Raw genomic sequence first — 16,669 nt, 5'->3', positions numbered from 1 at the left:
TGGCTTCAGCGACCGGTCTTCGAGACCATGTCCAGAAGTGCCTGCGGGCGCTCGATGCGGATGTGGCGCGGTGTCACGGTCAACAGGCCGTCCTTCTGAAACCGCTTCATCATCATGGTCACCCATTGGCGCGTCGAGCCGACCATGGCCGCGATCTGGTCATGGGTGACCTTGGCGTTGATGATGATCGCCCGGCCGTCGCGCACGCCATGGAGGTCGCCAAGGTTGATCAGGAATTGCGCCAGGCGTTCGATGACGGAGCGCGTACCCAGCATCTGCGCCATCGCCGAATAACATCGCCCCTTGGCGGCCAGTCCTTGCAGAAGACTGAGGGCGAAGGTCGGCATCTCGACGAGCAGAGTTTTCAGCGTATGCGCAGGGAGGAACAGGATGCGGCAGTCACTCAACGCCTCCGCCGACCAGATGTGCGCCCCGCCCCCGGTCATTTCCGGACCGCCGATGAAGTGTCCCGCCGTCCAGTAGGCCAGCGTGATCTCGCGGCCGGATGGTGCGGTGTAGAACACCCGCACTTGGCCGGCCTCTATGATGAAGATGCCGCCATGCGCGTCGCCCTGGGTGAAGATCGCCTTGCCCGGCAGGAAGGGGAGCCTGCGGCCGTGCGACCTTAGCCTTTCCTGCTCTTCGGGCGTGAGGGCATCGAGGAAATGCGCCCCCTCATCCAGTCCTTCCACGCTCTCGCTGAGAAAAAGCGCCTGATCGCCCGGAAGGACGACCTGGCGTCGAAGATCAATTACCGGCTCGTGGCGGGATGTTTCGCGGGCGGTGGCGCGGACGTCGAGGCTCATGCGATCTCGTTCCCATTGTGACCGCGCTCTAAAATATATATATTCTATCAAGTAAGAAGGAAAATAATTCCGACTTCGGGAGGAAGGCTGAAAGAATGTCGCGGCTCCGGCATCTGGAACGTTTTCACCTGAGCGAGGCGAGTGCGCGCGGCAGCCTGTTCATGGTTTGAAGTCGCAGTCCGCCGCTCCCGATCGGGGGCCAAAAGAATCAGCCTTCCCCACGGCGGAAATTGTATTCTCGCGCGTCAATTCCAGCTCGTCCCTAAGTTGGGGTGACCCATCGAAGATATGGATGGCTCCGCTCGCCGAGCGGGATTGTCGCTCTTCGATCTCTAAGCGAAGGAATCCGCGAAAAGTTATTTCCATATAAAATCTATCAAAATAATAGAATTCCTGTCGGCGGCGAGTTAGCGCCCTTAATGTGCCGTCCAGATAAACGGACGGCCATTCATGACCAAGACGATACGGTTTAATGCCTTTGAGATGAATTGCGTGGGGCACCAGTCCCCGGGCCTGTGGCGGCATCCGCGCGACCGCTCTTGGGAATACAAGGACCTCGACTACTGGACGGACCTCGCGAAGCTCCTGGAAACTGGCTTCTTCGAATCCATCTTCATCGCCGATGTCGTCGGCTACTACGACGTTTACAAAGGCAATCTCGACAATGCCTTTCTCCAGGGCGTGCAGATCCCCGTCAACGATCCGCTGCAGCTGGCCAATCCTATCGCCCAGGCGACGAAGCATCTCGGCATTGGCATTACCGCATCCACGTCCTTCGAGCATCCCTACACCTTCGCGCGCCGCCTTTCGACGGCAGACCACCACACCAAGGGTCGGGTCGGCTGGAACATCGTGACATCCTATCTCGAAAGCGGCGCGAAGAATGTCGGGCAGGGCGGACTTCGCGCGCACGACAACCGCTATGACGTCGCCACGGAATATGTCGAAGTACTCTACAAGCTTTTCGAAGGAAGCTGGGAAGAGGGCGCGGTCGTCAGGGACAAGGCGCGGGGTATTTTCGCCGATCCCTCGAAAATCCATGAGATCGGCCACAAGGGCAAATATTTCGAGGTGCCGGGTTATCATCTGAGCGAGCCGTCGCCGCAGCGCACGCCGGTTCTCTTCCAGGCCGGCGCGTCGGGCGCGGGCAAGCAGTTTGCCGCCGGCCACGCGGAATGCGTCTTCATCTCAACGCCGCTCAAGGATGCGACGCGGGCCTATGTGTCGGATATCCGCCGACGTGCTGCCGCACAGGGCCGCGATCCGAAGAAGGTGCTGATCTACGCGATGGCGACGATCATCGTTGACGAGACGGATGCGAAGGCGCGGGCGAAATACGACGACTATGTCAAATATGCCTCCTATGACGGGGCGCTGGTGCTGATGTCCGGTTGGACCGGTATCGACTTCGGGCACTACAAGCCCGCCGATACCGTCAAGAAGGTAAAGACCAACGCCATCATTTCCGCGGTCGAGCATCTTGCGGAGGGCGACAAGGTCTGGACGATCGAGGAACTGGCGAAGTGGGGCGGTATCGGTGGCCTCGGGCCGCTCTTCGTCGGTTCGGCGGAAACGGTCGCCGACCTGCTGCAGGAATGGGTCGAGGAAACCGATATCGACGGCTTCAATCTCGCCTATGCGCTTGCACATGAAACCTTTGCCGACGTGATCGGCTATCTGGTCCCGGAACTGCAAAAGCGCGGTGTCTACGCGACCGGCTACCGCGACGGTACGCTGCGCGAAAAACTCTTCGGTGACGGCCCCTATCTGCCCGAAAGCCACCCGGCCCACCGATTCCGGGATATCGAGCGGATCAAACGCGAAGAGGCGCATGCGGCTTCCGACGAAGCCGCATGACATCAACATAGAGCGAGCGCGGCCGCCGCCGCAGGCATTCCCAGCACAGGAACCAAAACGCCCCGTCGTCGATGTGGGTGAGGGAACCTTTGTGCGCTTTAGAACCAAACAAGGAGCATGATCCGATGACCGTATCCGCTGGGCCTGCCCTGGAGGTCAGAAATGTATCGCTTTCCTTCAAGGGGGTGAAAGCGATTTCGGACCTCTCGTTTCAGGTCGAGCGACGCGAGATCTGCGCCCTGATCGGCCCGAACGGCGCGGGCAAGAGTTCTCTCCTGAATATTCTGAACGGGGTTTACACACCGGATTCCGGGGAAATCGTCTTCGAGGGGGAGCACTTCCGACGCATGCAGCCGCTTGAGGCGGCGCGGCGCGGCATCGGCCGCGGGTTTCAGAACAACGCGCTGTTTTCCGGCATGAGCGTTCTGGACAACGTCATCGCCGGCCTGTCCAGGCACGCCCGCGTGACATTGATCGAGGAGGCGTTCCGGCTGCCCCGCGCGCTCAGGCAGGAACGGGCATTTCGCGAACGGGCGCTCGAGGTTATCAAGCTCTTCGATCTTGAAAAATATGCCGAAACCATTGTCGGCACCTTGCCCTACGGTGTGCAGAAGAAGGTCGAGATCGCCCGTGCCATTGTGGCGAAGCCTCGGCTGCTTCTCCTGGATGAGCCGCTGGCCGGCATGAACGGTGCCGAAAAACAGGAGATTGCCGCCGTCATCGAAAGGCTCAACAAAGAGCTCGACCTAACCGTCGTGCTCATCGAGCATGACATCGGCATCGTCCTGAAACTCGCCCATCATGTCGTGGTGCTCGACTACGGGCGCAAGCTGGCAGACGGCCCGCCGGAAACCATCCGAGACAATCCCGATGTCATCGCTGCCTATCTCGGCTCGGAGCGCGTGGAGGCTGCCGCATGAACATGTTTCTGGAAACCCTGATCGGCGGGTTGCTCGCCGGCACCATGTATTCGCTCGTGGCGATCGGCTTCGTACTGATCTACAAGGCCTCAGGCGTTTTCAACTACGCTCAGGGCTCCCTGCTGCTCTTCGCGGCTCTGACCTTCGTGACGCTCACCGATCAGGGCGTTCCGGCCCTCGGTGCGATCGCGGTGACGATCGGGCTCCTCGTCCTCACCGCGATCGCGATCGAAAAGCTGCTGTTGCGCCCGCTGACCAATCGCAGTCCCATGACGCTCTTCATGGCGACCCTCGGTCTTTCCTATGTCGTGGAAGGCGTTGCGCAGGGCATTATGGGATCGCAGGTGCGGGCGCTCAATCTCGGGATCGACGATCTGCCGATCTTCCTGGGCGATATCATGATCAGCCAGTTCGACCTCATTGCAGCCGGTGTGGCGCTGGCAATCGTCGTCGTCCTGTCGCTGCTGTTCAACCGCACGCGCATCGGTATCCAGTTGCGTGGCGTCGCGGATGACACGCGCGCAGCCCTTTCGCTCGGCATCGATATCAACCGCATCTGGCAGATCGTCTGGGCGGTCGCCGGGCTGGTCGGCCTTGTCGCCGGTCTCTTGTGGGGCGCGCGCCAGGGCGTGCAGTTCTCGCTGTCGCTCGTCGTGCTGAAAGCTCTGCCGGTTCTCATCATCGGCGGCTTCACCTCGATCCCCGGCGCCATTGTCGGCGGGCTGATCGTCGGCGCCGGCGAGAGTGTGGCGGAAACCTATATCGGTCCGTATCTCGGCGGCGGCATCACGCCCTGGTTCGCCTATGCGCTTGCGCTCGTCTTCCTTTTCATTCGCCCGGCCGGCCTGTTCGGCGAACGACAGATCGAGAGGGTCTGAGCATGTCCGAAATCCATCTGCCCGCTGCCGCCGAACCCGTCGATCCCATCGGCCTGAAGGCGCTTGGCATCGCGGCCGCTCTCTTGCTGATCGTCACCGCGCCGTTTCTGGCCTCCGAATACTGGATCAATGCGATCATCGTGCCGTTCCTGATCCTGTCGCTTGCCGGGCTCGGCCTCAATCTTCTGACCGGTTATGCGGGCCAGCTATCGCTCGGCGCCGGTGCCTTCATGATGGTCGGCGCCTACGCCACCTTCTCACTCCAGTTGCGTGTGCCCGAGCTGCCTTTGCCGCTGGCACTTGTCGTCGCCGGTCTCATCGCGGGGGCCGTCGGGCTCGCCTTCGGCATTCCCTCGACACGCATCAAGGGGTTTTACCTGATCGTCAGCACGCTGGCGGCCCAGTTCTTCTTCGAGTGGCTCTTCCTTAAGTTTCCGTGGTTCTACAACGGCAATTCCTCCGCGACGATCGCGCTGTCGCGCGGCCTGTCCATCTTCGGCCTGGATGCGAACAATCCTCACGGGCGCTACTACCTGACCCTCGGCATCGTCGCGCTCCTCACGCTCCTCTCCTTCAATGTCATCCGCGGCCAGACGGGGCGTAATTGGATGGCGATCCGCGACATGGATACGGCGGCCGCTGTCATCGGTGTTCCGGTCTTCCGTGCCAAGCTACAGGCCTTCGCCGTGTCGAGCTTCATTCTCGGCATCGCAGGCGCGCTGTGGGCCTTTGCCTATCTCGGATCGGCCAGTGTGCAGAGTTTCGGCCTCACCCGTTCCTACCAGATCCTCTTCATCATCATTATCGGCGGTCTGGGCACCATTCGCGGCGCCTATCTCGGCGCGGCCTTCGTCAGCCTGCTGCCCTTGGCGCTGGACTGGCTGTTCCAGCATCTGTTCAGCGGCCATGTCGATGCAGGCCTGCTGCAGAACATCCAGAAAGCCATCTTCGGCCTTCTCATCATCTGGTTCCTGATCAAGGAGCCCGAAGGGCTGGCCCGTCTGCTCGGTTTGCGGCGAACGCAGGGGGCTCGCCGCCGTCTCTTCCCATCGTGATCCCCAGGAGTTGAAGTCATGAAACGTCTGCTTGTCGCCGCGCTCCTTGCCGGCACCCTTTTCTCTGGCGTCACTCCGGCTTCGGCCGATGAGGTGAGCCAGTATATCCCGCTGCCGACCTACCGCGTCGGGGCCTATGCCTCCTCGGGCGAGCTCTGGTGGGCTGGAGAACGGGACTATTTCCGCTACATCAACGAGGTGGAGGGCGGCGTCGAGGGCGTGAAGCTCAACTATGAGGAATTCGAGACGGAGTGGAGCCCGGACCGCACGGTCGAGGTCTACGAGCGCGTCAAAGCCGGCAAGGACGGTTCACCTCTCGCCTTCTTCTTCACCCACGGCACGCCAGCGACCTATGCGCTGCTCGAAAAGGCTGCAGCCGACAAAATTCCGCTGATCGACCCTGCCGGCGGAAAGACGGAAACCGTCGACGGTACGGTCTTCCCCTATGCCTTTCCGTTGCTGTTCAGCTACTACAGCCAGGCTTCGACCGGCATCAACTACATCGCCGAGAAAGTCGGCGGCCTAGACAAGCTCAAGGGCCTGAAGATCGCCACCGTCTACCACGACAGCGCCTATGGCCGCGCAAGCCAGCCGGCGGTCGAGGTTCTCGCGAAGAAGTACGGCTTCGAAAACATCCAGATCCCTGTCGCCGATCCGGGCAATGAGCAATCGCCGCAATGGCGCCAGATCCGCGAGCAGAGGCCGGACTGGGTGTTCCTGCGCACTTGGGGTGTGTCGACGGTTGTCGCGTTGAAGACTGCGCAGCGCTTCGGCTTCCCGGCCGATCATATCATCGGCGATGTCTGGGCCGGTTCCGAATCCGATGCCATTCCGGCCGGCACGGCCGCCTTAGGATACTCGGCACTTGCGCCCTATCCGGGCGGCACGGACTTCGAAATCCACAAGCGCCTGAAGGCGGAAATCCTCGACAAGGGAAAATCCGACCTGCGTGACCAGAAGCTGTTCGGCGCGGTCAACTACAATATCGGCCTCGTCAATGCGGCGCTTGCCGTCGAAGCGCTGCGCACCGGCTACAAGCATTTTGGTGCCCGCCCACTGAACGGCGAGGAAGGCCGCTGGGCGTTCGAGCATCTCACGATCGATGACAAGCGTCTCGAGGAGATCAGCTTCAAGGGCCTGCTCCAGCAGATCAAGATCACGCCGACCGACCACGAGGGTGGCGGTGCGGCGCGTATCCAGAGCTGGGATGGTCAAAAATGGGTGCTGCAGACCGACTGGATCAAGGCGGACCACGAGCTCCTCAACCCGCTCATTCGCGAGGGGGCTGCGGCCTACGCCAAGGAAAACGGCATTACGCCGCGCACGCCGGAAACGGAAACCAATTGATCGATTGCGGAGCGCGGCCAGCGTCGCGCCCGGTTTTCAGAAGGAGAGGACTATGTTCAAGACATTTTTACGCGGCGCCATCGCGACTGCTGCGTCCATACTGGTTCTGGCAGGTGCCGCGCAGGCCGTCGATACGACGCCAGGCCCTGACAGCGACAAGCAGTTTTTCCCTATCGCCAGCTATCGCGTCGGTCCCTATGCGGCTTCCGGGGCGTCGATCTGGGCGGGAATTATCGACTACTATCGCTACATCAACGAAGTGGAAGGCGGCATCAATGGCGTGCCGATCGTGTGGCAGGAATGCGAGACGGAATGGACGGCGGAAAAGGGCATCGAATGCTACGAGCGCTTCAAGCGCGGCCTGAACGGCGCGCCGATTGCGGCTTACTTCCCGAACGGTGCGCCGGCGGCCTATGCACTTTCCGACCGTGCGGCGGATGACAAGATCCCCTTGGTGACGATGGCCTATGGCCGGACCGAAGCCACCGATGGCCGTGTATTTCCGTATATTTTCCCCGTCATGGTGACGTTCTACAGTGAAGCGTCCTCCATCGTGAACTATATTGCCGAAAGGGAAGGCGGTTTCGACAAGCTCAAGGGCAAGAAGATCGCCACTGTCTATCACGACAGCGCCTATGGGCGCGAAACGCTCGACCCGCTGGCGCTTTTTGCGGAAAAATACGGCTTCGAGAATATCCAGATTCCGGTCCCTGATCCGGGCAGCGAACAGTCTTCGCAATGGCGCCAGGTTCGCGAGCAGAAGCCGGATTGGGTATTTCTGCGGACCTGGGGCGTTTCTACGCCGGTCGCCATCAAGTCGGCGCAGCGTTTCGGTTTCCCGGCAGATCGCATCATCGGCGATGTCTGGGCATCTTCGGAAGAGGACGTCATTCCCGCCGGCGATGCCGCCAAGGGTTATCTCGCTCTGACGCCCTATCCGGCAGGCGCCGATTTCGAAATCCACAAGCGTCTCAAGCAGCACATCATCGATACCGGCAAGTCGGACCTGCGCGACCCCAAGGCGTTCGGTAGCGTCTACTACAATTCCGGTCTGGTGAATGCGGTCATTTCGGTCGAAGTCGTTCGACAGGCACAGGCGAAGTTCGGCAACAGGCCGATCACCGGCGAAGAAGGCCAGTGGGCGCTGGAACATCTCAAGCTCGATGATGCGGCGCTGGAAAAGGCCGGTTTCCTGGGCCTCGTCCAGAACCTGCAACTGACCCCGGTCGACCATGAGGGCGGTGGTGCGGTACGCGTCCAGCAATGGACCGGCGAAAACTGGCATCTCGTCAGCGACTGGGTGCAGGCCGACCGCGCCGCTCTGCGCCCGCTGATCGACGCCAAGTCCGCCGCCTATGCGAAGGAGCACGGCATCACGCCGCGCGATATCGGCACCAACTGATCCATCAGGACCGGGGCGGTTATCGCCCCGGTCTCCCAAGGAGAGAGAATGATGACCCTTCAGCATGAATCGACTGCTTCCGTCCCCGCTGACCGCCGTCTTCTCGAGGTGTCTGATATCGAGGTCGTCTATGGTGGGGCCATCCTGGCGGTTGCCGACGTGTCGCTGGCCGTCGGGCCGGGCGAGATCGTCGCCTTGCTTGGCGCCAATGGTGCTGGCAAAAGCACGGTGCTCAAGGCGATCTCAGGGCTTGCTGCGGCCGACAGGGCAACGGTTCGCCGCGGGCATGTGCGTTTCGACGGCGACGACATTCTTGGAACGGCTGCAAACCACCTGACGAAACGCGGCATCGTGCATGTGCTCGAGGGACGGCATGTCTTCCCGCATCTGACCGTCGAGGAAAACCTGTTGTCCGGTGCCTTTCTTCACAAGCCGGGACGACGAGAACTACAGCGCCAGATCGATGACATCTACGCGTGGTTTCCGCGCCTGAAGGAAAAGAGGCGGACATTGGCCGGGCTGACCTCCGGCGGAGAGCAGCAGATGCTCGCGATCGGCCGGGCCCTTCTCACCCAGCCGCGCCTCGTTCTCTTGGATGAACCGTCGATGGGACTTGCCCCGAAGATCGTTCAGGAAATCTTCCAGATCATCGTCCGGCTCAACCGCGAGAAGGGTGTGGCCTTCCTTCTTGCAGAACAGAACGCTGCCCTGTCTCTCGTGCACGCCTCGCGAGCCTACATTCTGGAAAGTGGGCGCGTCGCGCTAGCGGGAAATGCGGAAGAGCTCGCTGCGCGAGATGATTTGCATCACATCTACCTTGGAGCCGCGTCGTGATTGAGTTCATAAGTATATTTTCGGCGTCGTGAAGAACGCACTTACAAGTGCTTCTTGTGGGCATCATTATCTGGCGGCCCCGTAGAGACAGGCGATAACACGCGGCGGATCTTGTCGGTTGATTTCTCTTGGGTCGAAACGGCGGCCAAGGGCTCGAATCTATTTCACCCTAATGAGGTCAAGATGTTTGTCTCTCCGTTTTTCGGCGACGAACCCTGAGGTCATCCATCGGCAAGGACGGTGCGAAGCTTCGACGCTGTGGAGTTTTCAATGCTGGAATGGGCGGACTGCTTAACAGTCGCCGCTTTGGACCCATCGGCCTGAGGAATGATACTACGCCATGCTTGCCGCATTAGATTGGCCGCATAGTCGATCAGCGAGGATGCGAGAATACCTCCGCGCTCCTCGTCTCATCGGGACTCTGAATGCCTTGATATGCCCGCTGCTATCCCGAGACAGATGACAGAAATGCGTCCGTCGACATGGCATCCATCTGGGCGGTGAACCGATTTTCGAGCAGCTTCAGCGATGCGTCATGTGTCTCGTCCGTGCCGCTACAGACGGCGTCGTTCAGAATGATGGCGCGATAACCGAGATCGATGGCGCCGAGCGCCGTGGCGAGAACGCAGACATCGGTCTCGCCACCGGTGATGACCAGCGTCTCCACGTCGTGTCCCTTTAGATAGGCATGTAGCCGTCCGTCGATCCAGGGAGAATAGGTTCGCTTGTCGAAGAGGATTGCGGGCGGCGTAAATGCGGCAAGTTCCGGGAGGAGGCCGTACATCTCGGCCGGCAGGTGCTCGGCCGTCATCATCCACCACTTCTCGTAGTAGGCACGCCACATGCCCGTGGCTTCGGCGGCGCGCATGGGCGGTAGAAACCGGGAGAAGATCGTGCGCTCGGCATGGCGGCCCACGACTTCCAGGACTTGTGGCGAGACGCGCTCCATCCAGGCGACTTTCCAGGGCGTGTCTTCAGCGAACATGCGCTGCATGTCCACGCAGATATGTCGCCACTCGCCGTACATCTCCACTCCCGTTGGTCGCATCGGATCGGCGTCTGCGCCGCGAAGGGGGCGGGCGGAGAGCCGCTTCTCCGCCCGCTCCTGATCATGCAGCCTTGGTCTTGCCTTCGCGGTTGACCTTGGCGTCCGCAAGCTGAGTCAGGGCCTGGTCGGTCTTGGTCTCCTCGGCGAGCGTCTGGTCGAGCAGCTTGGCGACATCGTTTTTGCCAAGCTGCATGGCCCAGGACTTCAAGGTGCCGTAGCGGGCGATCTCGTAGTGCTCGACAGCCTGCGCGGCGGCGAGAAGGCCTGCGTCGAGCGCGGGCGAACCCTTGAATTCCTCGAGGATTTCCTGGCCTTCCTCGAGAATGCCGTCGATGGCGGGGCAGGTCTTGCCGCGTGCCGGCTTGCCGAGAAGCTCGAACACCTGCACCAGCCGCTCGACCTGGCCTTCGGTTTCCTGCAAGTGCTTGTCGAATGCGGCCTTCAGGTCCGGAGCCTCGGCGCCGCGGATCATCTTCTTGAGGCCGGCAATGATCTTGCGCTCGGCGTAATAGATATCCTTGATACCGTCGAGAAACAGGTCTTCCATTGTCTTGGTGGGCATAGATTTCTCCTGTTGTTGTAAACATTTGCCGATTTGGCGGGCGCGATCGCGCGGGGAACTAACCATCCTTTTGGACCTTTGTTCCCCGCGGATACGGCAAGGCGAGCCATCCGCTAGGCGGACGGAACGGACGCCTTGCCGAGCTTGACGGAGGGTTCGCGCGCCCAGAGGCGCAGCTTGCCGAGTTCCGCAACGAATGCCGAGAGGCCGCCTTCACCGGGCAGTTCGATCACGCCTTCATCGAGCTTGTCGGCGATCCCGGCCTTCTCGAGAAGCGGGAAGGCATCGGCGACATGGCCGATGAACTTGCAGTGCTGGAAGGCATCGGCGACGAAGTCTCGCGCCGTTGCTTCCTGCAGAAGGTCGTCCATGGCTGCCTTGGCCGGCAGCAATGCAATCGCGTCGAAAAGCACGGACGGTCCGCCGTCTATCATAAAATGCGCCGGCACCCATGAGCCGTCCGACGCCGTCACGCCGCCGACTTTCGGCGCGATGAGAGCAACCTCCGCTTTCTCCGCCACAATGGCGTCCTGCAGGCCGGTCAGAAGGTCGATGTCGACGCCGTCTGTGATGAGAATGCCGAGCTTGCGCCCCTCGAAGCGTTTCGGTCCTCGCTCCACGATGCTGAGCGCCGGCGAGGGCTCGAGGTCCTGGCGCGTCGGCATGGCGGCATCGGCGGGTTTCGGCATGGACTGGAAGCCGAGTTTTTCGCCGACGGTATTGGCGAGCGTCTCGTCGATATTCATCAGATGCGAGACGACGCGCTCACGGATCACGGGTGTTTCAACCTTGCTGAGCTCGAAGGTCAGCGCGGCCGCGATGTGCCGCTGCTCGGCCGGCGTCTGGCTGATGTAGAATTGACGCGCCTGGCTGTAGTGGTCGGCGAAGCTTTCGGGGCGCAGCCTCACCGTTTCGCCCTGTTCGACTGCGGGGAAATGCGGAAAGCCTGCGGAGGGCGATTCACGTGGTCCTTCGCCCCAGGAGTTGGGCTGATAATTCACCCGGCCGACGGGATTGCGCATGGCCATATGCCCGTCCTGCTGGAAATGGTTGAAGGGGCATTTCGGTGCGTTGATCGGGATATGCGTGAAGTTCGGACTGCCGAGGCGTTTCAGCTGCGTATCGAGGTAGGAGAAGTTCCGCCCCTGCAACAGCGGATCGTTTGAGAAATCGATACCGGGCGGCACATTCTGCGTCATGAAGGCGACCTGCTCGGTCTCGGCGAAGAAATTCTCCGGCATGCGGTCAAGCACCAGCCGACCGACCGGTTTTGCCGGCAGCACCTCCTCGGGGATGATCTTTGTGGGATCGAGGATATCGAAGTCGAAGCTGTCGGCGAATTCCTGATCGAAGAGCTGGAGACAGAGTTCCCATTCGGGGAAGTTGCCGGACTGGATCGCGTTCCACAGGTCGCGGCGGTGGTAGTCCGGGTCCGCGCCGTTGATCTTCACGGCCTCGTTCCAGGCGACGGATTGCAGGCCGAGCTTGGGCTTCCAGTGGAACTTGACGAAGGTGGACTCGCCCTTGGCGTTGACCAGGCGGAAGGTGTGCACACCGAACCCTTCCATGAAGCGGAAGGAACGCGGAATGGCTCGGTCCGACATCACCCACATGATCATGTGCATGCTTTCGGGCGTCAGACTGATAAAGTCCCAGAAATTGTCATGCGCGCTCTGGGCCTGCGGGAAGGCGCGGTCGGGCTCCTGCTTTACCGCATGCACCATGTCGGGGAACTTGATGGCGTCCTGGATGAAGAAGACCGGGATGTTGTTGCCGACGAGGTCCCAGTTGCCCTCCTGCGTATAGAGCTTCACGGCGAAGCCGCGGACGTCACGGGCCAGGTCGAACGAGCCCTTGTTTCCGGCGACGGTGGAGAAACGGACGAAAGCCGGCGTCTTCTCGCCGGGACGCTGGAAAAGATCCGCCCTGGTATAGGCGGCAAGCGATTCATAGGTCTCGAAGAAGCCGTGCGCGCCGTAGCCGCGCGCATGCACGACCCGCTCGGGAATACGCTCGTGGTCGAAGTGAAAGATCTTCTCGCGGAAATGAAAGTCGTTGACCAGGAGCGGTCCGCGCGCACCGACGCGCAAAGAGTTCTGGTCGTCGGCGACAGGACCACCCTGCGCAGTGGTCAAAACGGGCGTGTCGCCCTCGGCGACCTGATGCAGCTCGCCGCCATTGCCGCGCACCATCTTCTGATCGTGGATATTGGCAGCCGCTGCCGTGGATTTTGAGGATTTCGATGCTGAGGATTTCGGTGATGTGTTCTTGGCCATAATGCACTCCCTGTTGTGAGGGGCCAACAAAACACGCAGCGAAAAGTTCCGTGCGCCGATGCATTCCTCCACTCGGTGCGGGACTGGGCCGCCGACCGGACGTGAAATTCGTCGGTCCGCTGCGGTTCTTTGATATCGCAGTCATTGGAGTCTTGAGGCCAAATTGGCAGGGCAGGCCACCCTCAGCCTTAGGAGGGAACGTTTGCTTCGCTTTGACATTGTCTCGCCAAACCGGGAGGCGGCGATGGAACGGTACTATTTCAAGATTCAGGATCAGGATGGCGTGCTGCAGCCTGACCGCAGCTTCGAATTCCTGGATTTGCAAAAGGCCAAGGATGAGGCCAAAACGCTTCTGGCGGAAATGGCGATCGATGGGCTGCCGAATGAGCCGGTAGACAGCATTTCGGTCGAGTTGCAGGACGCGAACCGCGTGCCCGTCGTCACGTTCCGGTTGGTTTTGGAAGCAATCCCACACGGCACCAATCAAGTGTAAATGAACGATTGAGCCTCGGCGTCACGCGGTTGCGCAAGCAGCCGAAAACCAACGCGCATTCCTCTGGGGAACATACCGGTCGTCGGCATATTCCATCCGTCTGTCCGCTTCCGTACCGACGCCCGACGCCGGGTTGTCTCTCTCATTTTATGGTCATAGATGGACAGCCATTGACTTGAGGAGAGACCGAAGCCCTTGGCAGATATGCGGTCGCTGAACCGCATAGGATTGCTGGATGGACGACGGTTGGCAGGGCGGGTTTCGGAACACCCTGCTGCGGTGTTTGCCGGAAACAAGTCTCGAGCGGTTCGACACGCGTTTGGAATGCGTCGAGCTCCCCCGTTCGCACCAGCTTTCCTTTCCCCATCAGCCGATGGAACACGCCTACTTCTTCGAGAGCGGGATCGCATCCGTCGTTATCCGTTCTCCGGAAGGGCAGCACAGCGAAATCGGAATCATCGGAAGAGACGGCATGTGTCCGGTGTCGGCGATCCTGGATGTCGACGCCGATCCGTTTTCCATCCACATGCAGATGCAAGGCCAAGCTTACCGTATTCCCGTTGCGGACCTGAAAGCGGTTCTGACGGAAGACCGCGCGGTTCACAGGCTTCTTGCCCGCTACACCCAGGCACTGGCCGTCCAGCAGGCCTATACGGCGCTCTCCAACGCCGTGCACCATATCGACGAACGGCTCGCCCGATGGATATTGATGTGCCACGACCGGGTGGAGGGTTCGGATATCAGCCTGACGCATGAATTCATGTCGATCATGCTTGCCGTGCGGCGCCCCAGCGTGACGACCGCGCTGCATGTGCTGGAAGGCAAGAAGCTGATTTACTCAGAGCGCGGCGTCGTCAGCGTGCGCAACCGGGCCGGCCTGGAAGCGTTTGCACGCGACGCCTATGGCGAATGCGAGAGGGAATACGAGCGGCTCATTGGTGCGGTCGTCTCGCGGCCCACTAATTGATCGCATCCTTGAAAGGCAGCCGCGCCACCAGCTCCCCCCGTTCATTGAAAATCTCGAACAGGCGAGTTTTATCGACCTGCCCCTTGCGCAGGTCCTCGGCCAGAATCTCGCGTGCCGCAAGGCGGGCTTCGGTCATGGCTGCCTCCAGCGTGTCGAAATCCGCACCCTCCCGGTCCTCGATCCGTTCCGTTCGGCTGCGGATATGAAAAAAGTAGTGGGTCATCGTCGCCTCGCAGCGTCATTTGCTTCGACAGGGACCAGCGAAATCGCCAAGTGTTCCATTTTCTTTCCGCGGGCATCTGTACGCTACCGTACGGCAACCTCCACGACCCCACTCCGTTCCCCTTCCAAATGGAGGAATGAATGGACGCCGTGGTCTCCCTATCCCTGCCTCAGACGGTCCACACCGGAATAGAAGCTCAGCTGCCCGCGTTGAGGCGGTTCGCCCAGCAGTTGACGCGTTCCGCGAGCGACCGGGAGGACCTGGTCCAGGAAACCGTCATGCGGGCGCTTCGTTCCTCGCATCAGTTTCACCCGGATACGAAACTTCGCTCCTGGCTCTTCACGATCATGCGCAATACCTTCAACACGGAATATCGTCGGCGCTGCCGGGAGCCTGTTGGGCTGGATGACGGGCTCCTCGAAAGGGCCAGCATAATGGCGCCACAGGAGTGGGCGGTTCGCCGTAGCGAACTGCGCTGCGCCTTGGGCCGCATACCGCCGCGCTCGCGCCGTACATTGCTGCTTGTGGCAATGGGCGTCAGCTACATCGATACGGCGCGGCTTTGCGAGTGTGAAATCGGCACGGTGAAAAGCCGGGTCAATCGTGCACGCAAGATGCTCGAAGAGGAGATCGGCCGCCCTGGCGCGCAGTGACCGAATAACGGCGGGTCCGCAGCCCTCTTGCCCGACATGACGAGAATTTCTCCGTACGATTTCGTACCATGTTACCGCTTTGAATCGAATCTGTACGATCCTAGAATCACGCCTGTCGCACACAGGAGGCGGGCGTGGGCAACTACACTTCCAAGAGAACGTTCGAACCGGACGAGTTGGGCGCATTGAAGTTGATCTTCGACGAACTCACCGCACAGCCGTGGTTCGATGCGTCTGATGACGCCAGGGAAAGCTTTGCCAAGTATCTCTTCGAGACGTTTCCCGCCGTCACCTTCGATCCTGTCAAGCACCGTATGATCATCGAAGCGTCTGCCCGCATGTTCTACACGCGCGACGGCGTATAGCGTTCTGGTCCGAACCATCGCTCACCTGCCGCGTTGCAAACCTTGTCCCTGAAAAAAAGGAGAAGGTGCAATGTCCGATGACAGTACGAAGACCATGTGGGCGACATTCGCAACGCGAGAGGCGGCCGATTGCGCCGTTGAACATCTCGTGCAGCAGTGCGGGATAGCCCGTGCCGATGTGTTCGTCGAACCGAACGCGGATGCCAATACGGCTGGGATAAAAGCGTCCGGCGGCGATGCCGTGCGCGCCGATGCACCGCTTCACGGTGAAATCCGCGTTTCCGCCGATATCGCACGCCAAGATCTTCTCAAGGCCGAAAAGGCTTTCCGAGAGGCCGGTGCGCGCAGCGTCATGGCGCAATAGATATCAGCAGAACCAGCAAGGAGTTTACGATGGCTATCATTCCGACCGAGCCCGATCCTGGCCAGAACCCGGTTCCAAGCCTGCCGCCGATCGGCGAACCGAGCCCTCCGATCAAGGAGCCCGAGCCTGATCGCTTGCCGGACGAAGAACCAAATCCGAACCCCGACGAAAACGACGAGCCGGCCAAGCAGGCCGGCCTGCGCTAAACTGGAAAGACGTTGTACCTCGCCGGCTGAAACAGGCCGGCGAAGTCGGGTACGCTGTGGGGATCAAAAGGTGGAGCTTACGGCTTCCGCCGACCGAAAAATCGGGCATCGACCTGAAGTTATTTCAAAAATCTGAAAATTAGGAAGGAACCAAAGGCTCTCCTACCGGTTTGCTTAGTGCCTTCAACGGCTGATAACGAGGAGACATCATGAAAAAGCTATTGCTTGCCGCCGCGTTTGTCGGCGCATCGACCCTTGGCGCCTTCGCGCAGACCTCTACGGCTCCTGCCACTGATGGCGATACGCCGGCAATCGCAACGCCGGACGACAAGAACGCGACCGCGCCGGTCGAAGGCGCCAACAGCTTCACCGAAGACCAGGCCAAGGAACGCCTCGTCGAGGCGGGCTACGCC

General features: G+C 60.7%; 18 protein-coding genes and 1 pseudogene. 14 read left to right on the top strand and 5 right to left on the bottom strand.

Annotation, left to right across the window (positions count from 1 at the left end):
- Positions 1 to 5: 5 nt before the first annotated feature.
- Positions 6 to 806, bottom strand: a complete 801-nt coding sequence (locus tag ACOZKU_RS11960) for a Crp/Fnr family transcriptional regulator (protein WP_421579058.1) — start codon at positions 804 to 806, stop codon at positions 6 to 8.
- A gap of 450 nt (positions 807 to 1,256) precedes the next feature.
- On the opposite strand from ACOZKU_RS11960, the gene ACOZKU_RS11955 reads away from it, so the two are divergent.
- The 7 genes from ACOZKU_RS11955 to ACOZKU_RS11925 all read left to right on the top strand — a co-directional run bounded on the left by ACOZKU_RS11955 (position 1,257) and on the right by ACOZKU_RS11925 (position 9,099).
- Positions 1,257 to 2,663, top strand: coding sequence for an LLM class flavin-dependent oxidoreductase (locus tag ACOZKU_RS11955; protein ID WP_421579057.1), 1,407 nt, complete (start codon positions 1,257 to 1,259; stop codon positions 2,661 to 2,663).
- A gap of 125 nt (positions 2,664 to 2,788) precedes the next feature.
- Positions 2,789 to 3,583 (top strand): ABC transporter ATP-binding protein, encoded by a 795-nt coding sequence (locus tag ACOZKU_RS11950; RefSeq protein WP_421579056.1) that lies wholly within the window; start codon positions 2,789 to 2,791, stop codon positions 3,581 to 3,583.
- Entirely contained in the window at positions 3,580 to 4,461 is an 882-nt protein-coding gene (locus tag ACOZKU_RS11945; RefSeq protein ID WP_421579055.1) for a branched-chain amino acid ABC transporter permease, read from the top strand. Before ACOZKU_RS11950 ends, ACOZKU_RS11945 begins: the two co-directional genes overlap by 4 nt.
- A gap of 2 nt (positions 4,462 to 4,463) precedes the next feature.
- Entirely contained in the window at positions 4,464 to 5,516 is a 1,053-nt protein-coding gene (locus ACOZKU_RS11940) for a branched-chain amino acid ABC transporter permease (protein ID WP_421579054.1), read from the top strand.
- An 18-nt stretch (positions 5,517 to 5,534) separates the two neighbouring features.
- Entirely contained in the window at positions 5,535 to 6,863 is a 1,329-nt protein-coding gene (locus ACOZKU_RS11935) for an ABC transporter substrate-binding protein (RefSeq protein WP_421579053.1), read from the top strand.
- Positions 6,864 to 6,915: 52 nt separating this feature from the next.
- Complete coding sequence (locus ACOZKU_RS11930; protein WP_421579052.1) at positions 6,916 to 8,265, top strand: ABC transporter substrate-binding protein; 1,350 nt, start codon at positions 6,916 to 6,918, stop codon at positions 8,263 to 8,265.
- Between the two features lie 159 nt (positions 8,266 to 8,424).
- A complete protein-coding gene (locus ACOZKU_RS11925) occupies positions 8,425 to 9,099 on the top strand; it encodes an ABC transporter ATP-binding protein (protein ID WP_421579051.1) in 675 nt (224 codons plus the stop codon).
- Positions 9,100 to 9,544: 445 nt separating this feature from the next.
- Here ACOZKU_RS11925 and ACOZKU_RS11920 read toward each other — a convergent pair whose 3' ends face one another.
- From ACOZKU_RS11920 to catE, 3 genes are all read right to left on the bottom strand, one after another.
- Positions 9,545 to 10,126 (bottom strand): cysteine hydrolase family protein, encoded by a 582-nt coding sequence (locus ACOZKU_RS11920; protein ID WP_421579050.1) that lies wholly within the window; start codon positions 10,124 to 10,126, stop codon positions 9,545 to 9,547.
- An 82-nt stretch (positions 10,127 to 10,208) separates the two neighbouring features.
- Positions 10,209 to 10,709 carry a ferritin-like domain-containing protein gene (locus ACOZKU_RS11915; RefSeq protein WP_421579049.1) on the bottom strand — a complete coding sequence of 167 codons (501 nt, stop codon included), beginning with the start codon at positions 10,707 to 10,709 and terminating at the stop codon, positions 10,209 to 10,211.
- Between the two features lie 113 nt (positions 10,710 to 10,822).
- Complete coding sequence (gene catE / locus ACOZKU_RS11910; RefSeq protein WP_421579144.1) at positions 10,823 to 12,901, bottom strand: catalase C; 2,079 nt, start codon at positions 12,899 to 12,901, stop codon at positions 10,823 to 10,825.
- Between the two features lie 328 nt (positions 12,902 to 13,229).
- On the opposite strand from catE, the gene ACOZKU_RS11905 reads away from it, so the two are divergent.
- Both ACOZKU_RS11905 and ACOZKU_RS11900 read left to right on the top strand, forming a co-directional pair.
- Positions 13,230 to 13,478 (top strand): DUF6894 family protein, encoded by a 249-nt coding sequence (locus tag ACOZKU_RS11905; RefSeq protein ID WP_314086144.1) that lies wholly within the window; start codon positions 13,230 to 13,232, stop codon positions 13,476 to 13,478.
- Between the two features lie 235 nt (positions 13,479 to 13,713).
- Positions 13,714 to 14,445 (top strand): Crp/Fnr family transcriptional regulator, encoded by a 732-nt coding sequence (locus tag ACOZKU_RS11900; protein WP_421579048.1) that lies wholly within the window; start codon positions 13,714 to 13,716, stop codon positions 14,443 to 14,445.
- Here the strand turns inward: ACOZKU_RS11900 and ACOZKU_RS11895 are convergent.
- The gene (locus tag ACOZKU_RS11895) at positions 14,438 to 14,668 is read right to left on the bottom strand and encodes a DUF6894 family protein (protein ID WP_421579047.1); all 231 of its coding nucleotides are present in this window, start codon (positions 14,666 to 14,668) and stop codon (positions 14,438 to 14,440) included. The two genes, ACOZKU_RS11900 and ACOZKU_RS11895, sit on opposite strands and share 8 nt — an antisense overlap.
- A gap of 140 nt (positions 14,669 to 14,808) precedes the next feature.
- Here ACOZKU_RS11895 and ACOZKU_RS11890 point away from each other — a divergent pair, with 140 nt between their 5' ends.
- From ACOZKU_RS11890 to ACOZKU_RS11870, 5 genes and pseudogenes are all read left to right on the top strand, one after another.
- Positions 14,809 to 15,321: a sigma-70 family RNA polymerase sigma factor gene (locus ACOZKU_RS11890; protein ID WP_314086138.1), complete on the top strand. Its 513-nt coding sequence runs from the start codon at positions 14,809 to 14,811 to the stop codon at positions 15,319 to 15,321.
- A 134-nt stretch (positions 15,322 to 15,455) separates the two neighbouring features.
- On the top strand, positions 15,456 to 15,686 hold the full coding sequence (locus tag ACOZKU_RS11885) for a hypothetical protein (protein WP_421579046.1): 231 nt from the start codon (positions 15,456 to 15,458) through the stop codon (positions 15,684 to 15,686).
- A 70-nt stretch (positions 15,687 to 15,756) separates the two neighbouring features.
- Positions 15,757 to 16,050, top strand: a complete 294-nt coding sequence (locus tag ACOZKU_RS11880; RefSeq protein ID WP_421579045.1) for a hypothetical protein — start codon at positions 15,757 to 15,759, stop codon at positions 16,048 to 16,050.
- A gap of 29 nt (positions 16,051 to 16,079) precedes the next feature.
- On the top strand, positions 16,080 to 16,256 hold the full coding sequence (locus ACOZKU_RS11875; protein WP_421579044.1) for a hypothetical protein: 177 nt from the start codon (positions 16,080 to 16,082) through the stop codon (positions 16,254 to 16,256).
- 209 nt (positions 16,257 to 16,465) lie between these two features.
- Positions 16,466 to 16,669, top strand: a pseudogene (locus ACOZKU_RS11870) (PepSY domain-containing protein); the annotation flags it as partial.

The organism is Shinella sp. M31, from assembly GCF_049199205.1.
GTDB lineage: Bacteria > Pseudomonadota > Alphaproteobacteria > Rhizobiales > Rhizobiaceae > Shinella.
This window is presented reverse-complemented; position numbering and strand designations above follow the sequence as displayed.

What these genes read in the sequence shown, in the direction of transcription:
- ACOZKU_RS11960 (WP_421579058.1), bottom strand. Translation starts at nt 806, where the DNA reads ATGAGCCTCGACGTCCGCGCCACCGCCCGCGAAACATCCCGCCACGAG.
- ACOZKU_RS11955 (WP_421579057.1), top strand. Translation starts at nt 1,257, where the DNA reads ATGACCAAGACGATACGGTTTAATGCCTTTGAGATGAATTGCGTGGGG.
- ACOZKU_RS11950 (WP_421579056.1), top strand. Translation starts at nt 2,789, where the DNA reads ATGACCGTATCCGCTGGGCCTGCCCTGGAGGTCAGAAATGTATCGCTT.
- ACOZKU_RS11945 (WP_421579055.1), top strand. Translation starts at nt 3,580, where the DNA reads ATGAACATGTTTCTGGAAACCCTGATCGGCGGGTTGCTCGCCGGCACC.
- ACOZKU_RS11940 (WP_421579054.1), top strand. Translation starts at nt 4,464, where the DNA reads ATGTCCGAAATCCATCTGCCCGCTGCCGCCGAACCCGTCGATCCCATC.
- ACOZKU_RS11935 (WP_421579053.1), top strand. Translation starts at nt 5,535, where the DNA reads ATGAAACGTCTGCTTGTCGCCGCGCTCCTTGCCGGCACCCTTTTCTCT.
- ACOZKU_RS11930 (WP_421579052.1), top strand. Translation starts at nt 6,916, where the DNA reads ATGTTCAAGACATTTTTACGCGGCGCCATCGCGACTGCTGCGTCCATA.
- ACOZKU_RS11920 (WP_421579050.1), bottom strand. Translation starts at nt 10,126, where the DNA reads ATGTACGGCGAGTGGCGACATATCTGCGTGGACATGCAGCGCATGTTC.
- ACOZKU_RS11915 (WP_421579049.1), bottom strand. Translation starts at nt 10,709, where the DNA reads ATGCCCACCAAGACAATGGAAGACCTGTTTCTCGACGGTATCAAGGAT.
- catE (WP_421579144.1), bottom strand. Translation starts at nt 12,901, where the DNA reads ATGGTGCGCGGCAATGGCGGCGAGCTGCATCAGGTCGCCGAGGGCGAC.
- ACOZKU_RS11905 (WP_314086144.1), top strand. Translation starts at nt 13,230, where the DNA reads ATGGAACGGTACTATTTCAAGATTCAGGATCAGGATGGCGTGCTGCAG.
- ACOZKU_RS11900 (WP_421579048.1), top strand. Translation starts at nt 13,714, where the DNA reads ATGGACGACGGTTGGCAGGGCGGGTTTCGGAACACCCTGCTGCGGTGT.
- ACOZKU_RS11895 (WP_421579047.1), bottom strand. Translation starts at nt 14,668, where the DNA reads ATGACCCACTACTTTTTTCATATCCGCAGCCGAACGGAACGGATCGAG.
- ACOZKU_RS11890 (WP_314086138.1), top strand. Translation starts at nt 14,809, where the DNA reads ATGGACGCCGTGGTCTCCCTATCCCTGCCTCAGACGGTCCACACCGGA.
- ACOZKU_RS11880 (WP_421579045.1), top strand. Translation starts at nt 15,757, where the DNA reads ATGTCCGATGACAGTACGAAGACCATGTGGGCGACATTCGCAACGCGA.
- ACOZKU_RS11875 (WP_421579044.1), top strand. Translation starts at nt 16,080, where the DNA reads ATGGCTATCATTCCGACCGAGCCCGATCCTGGCCAGAACCCGGTTCCA.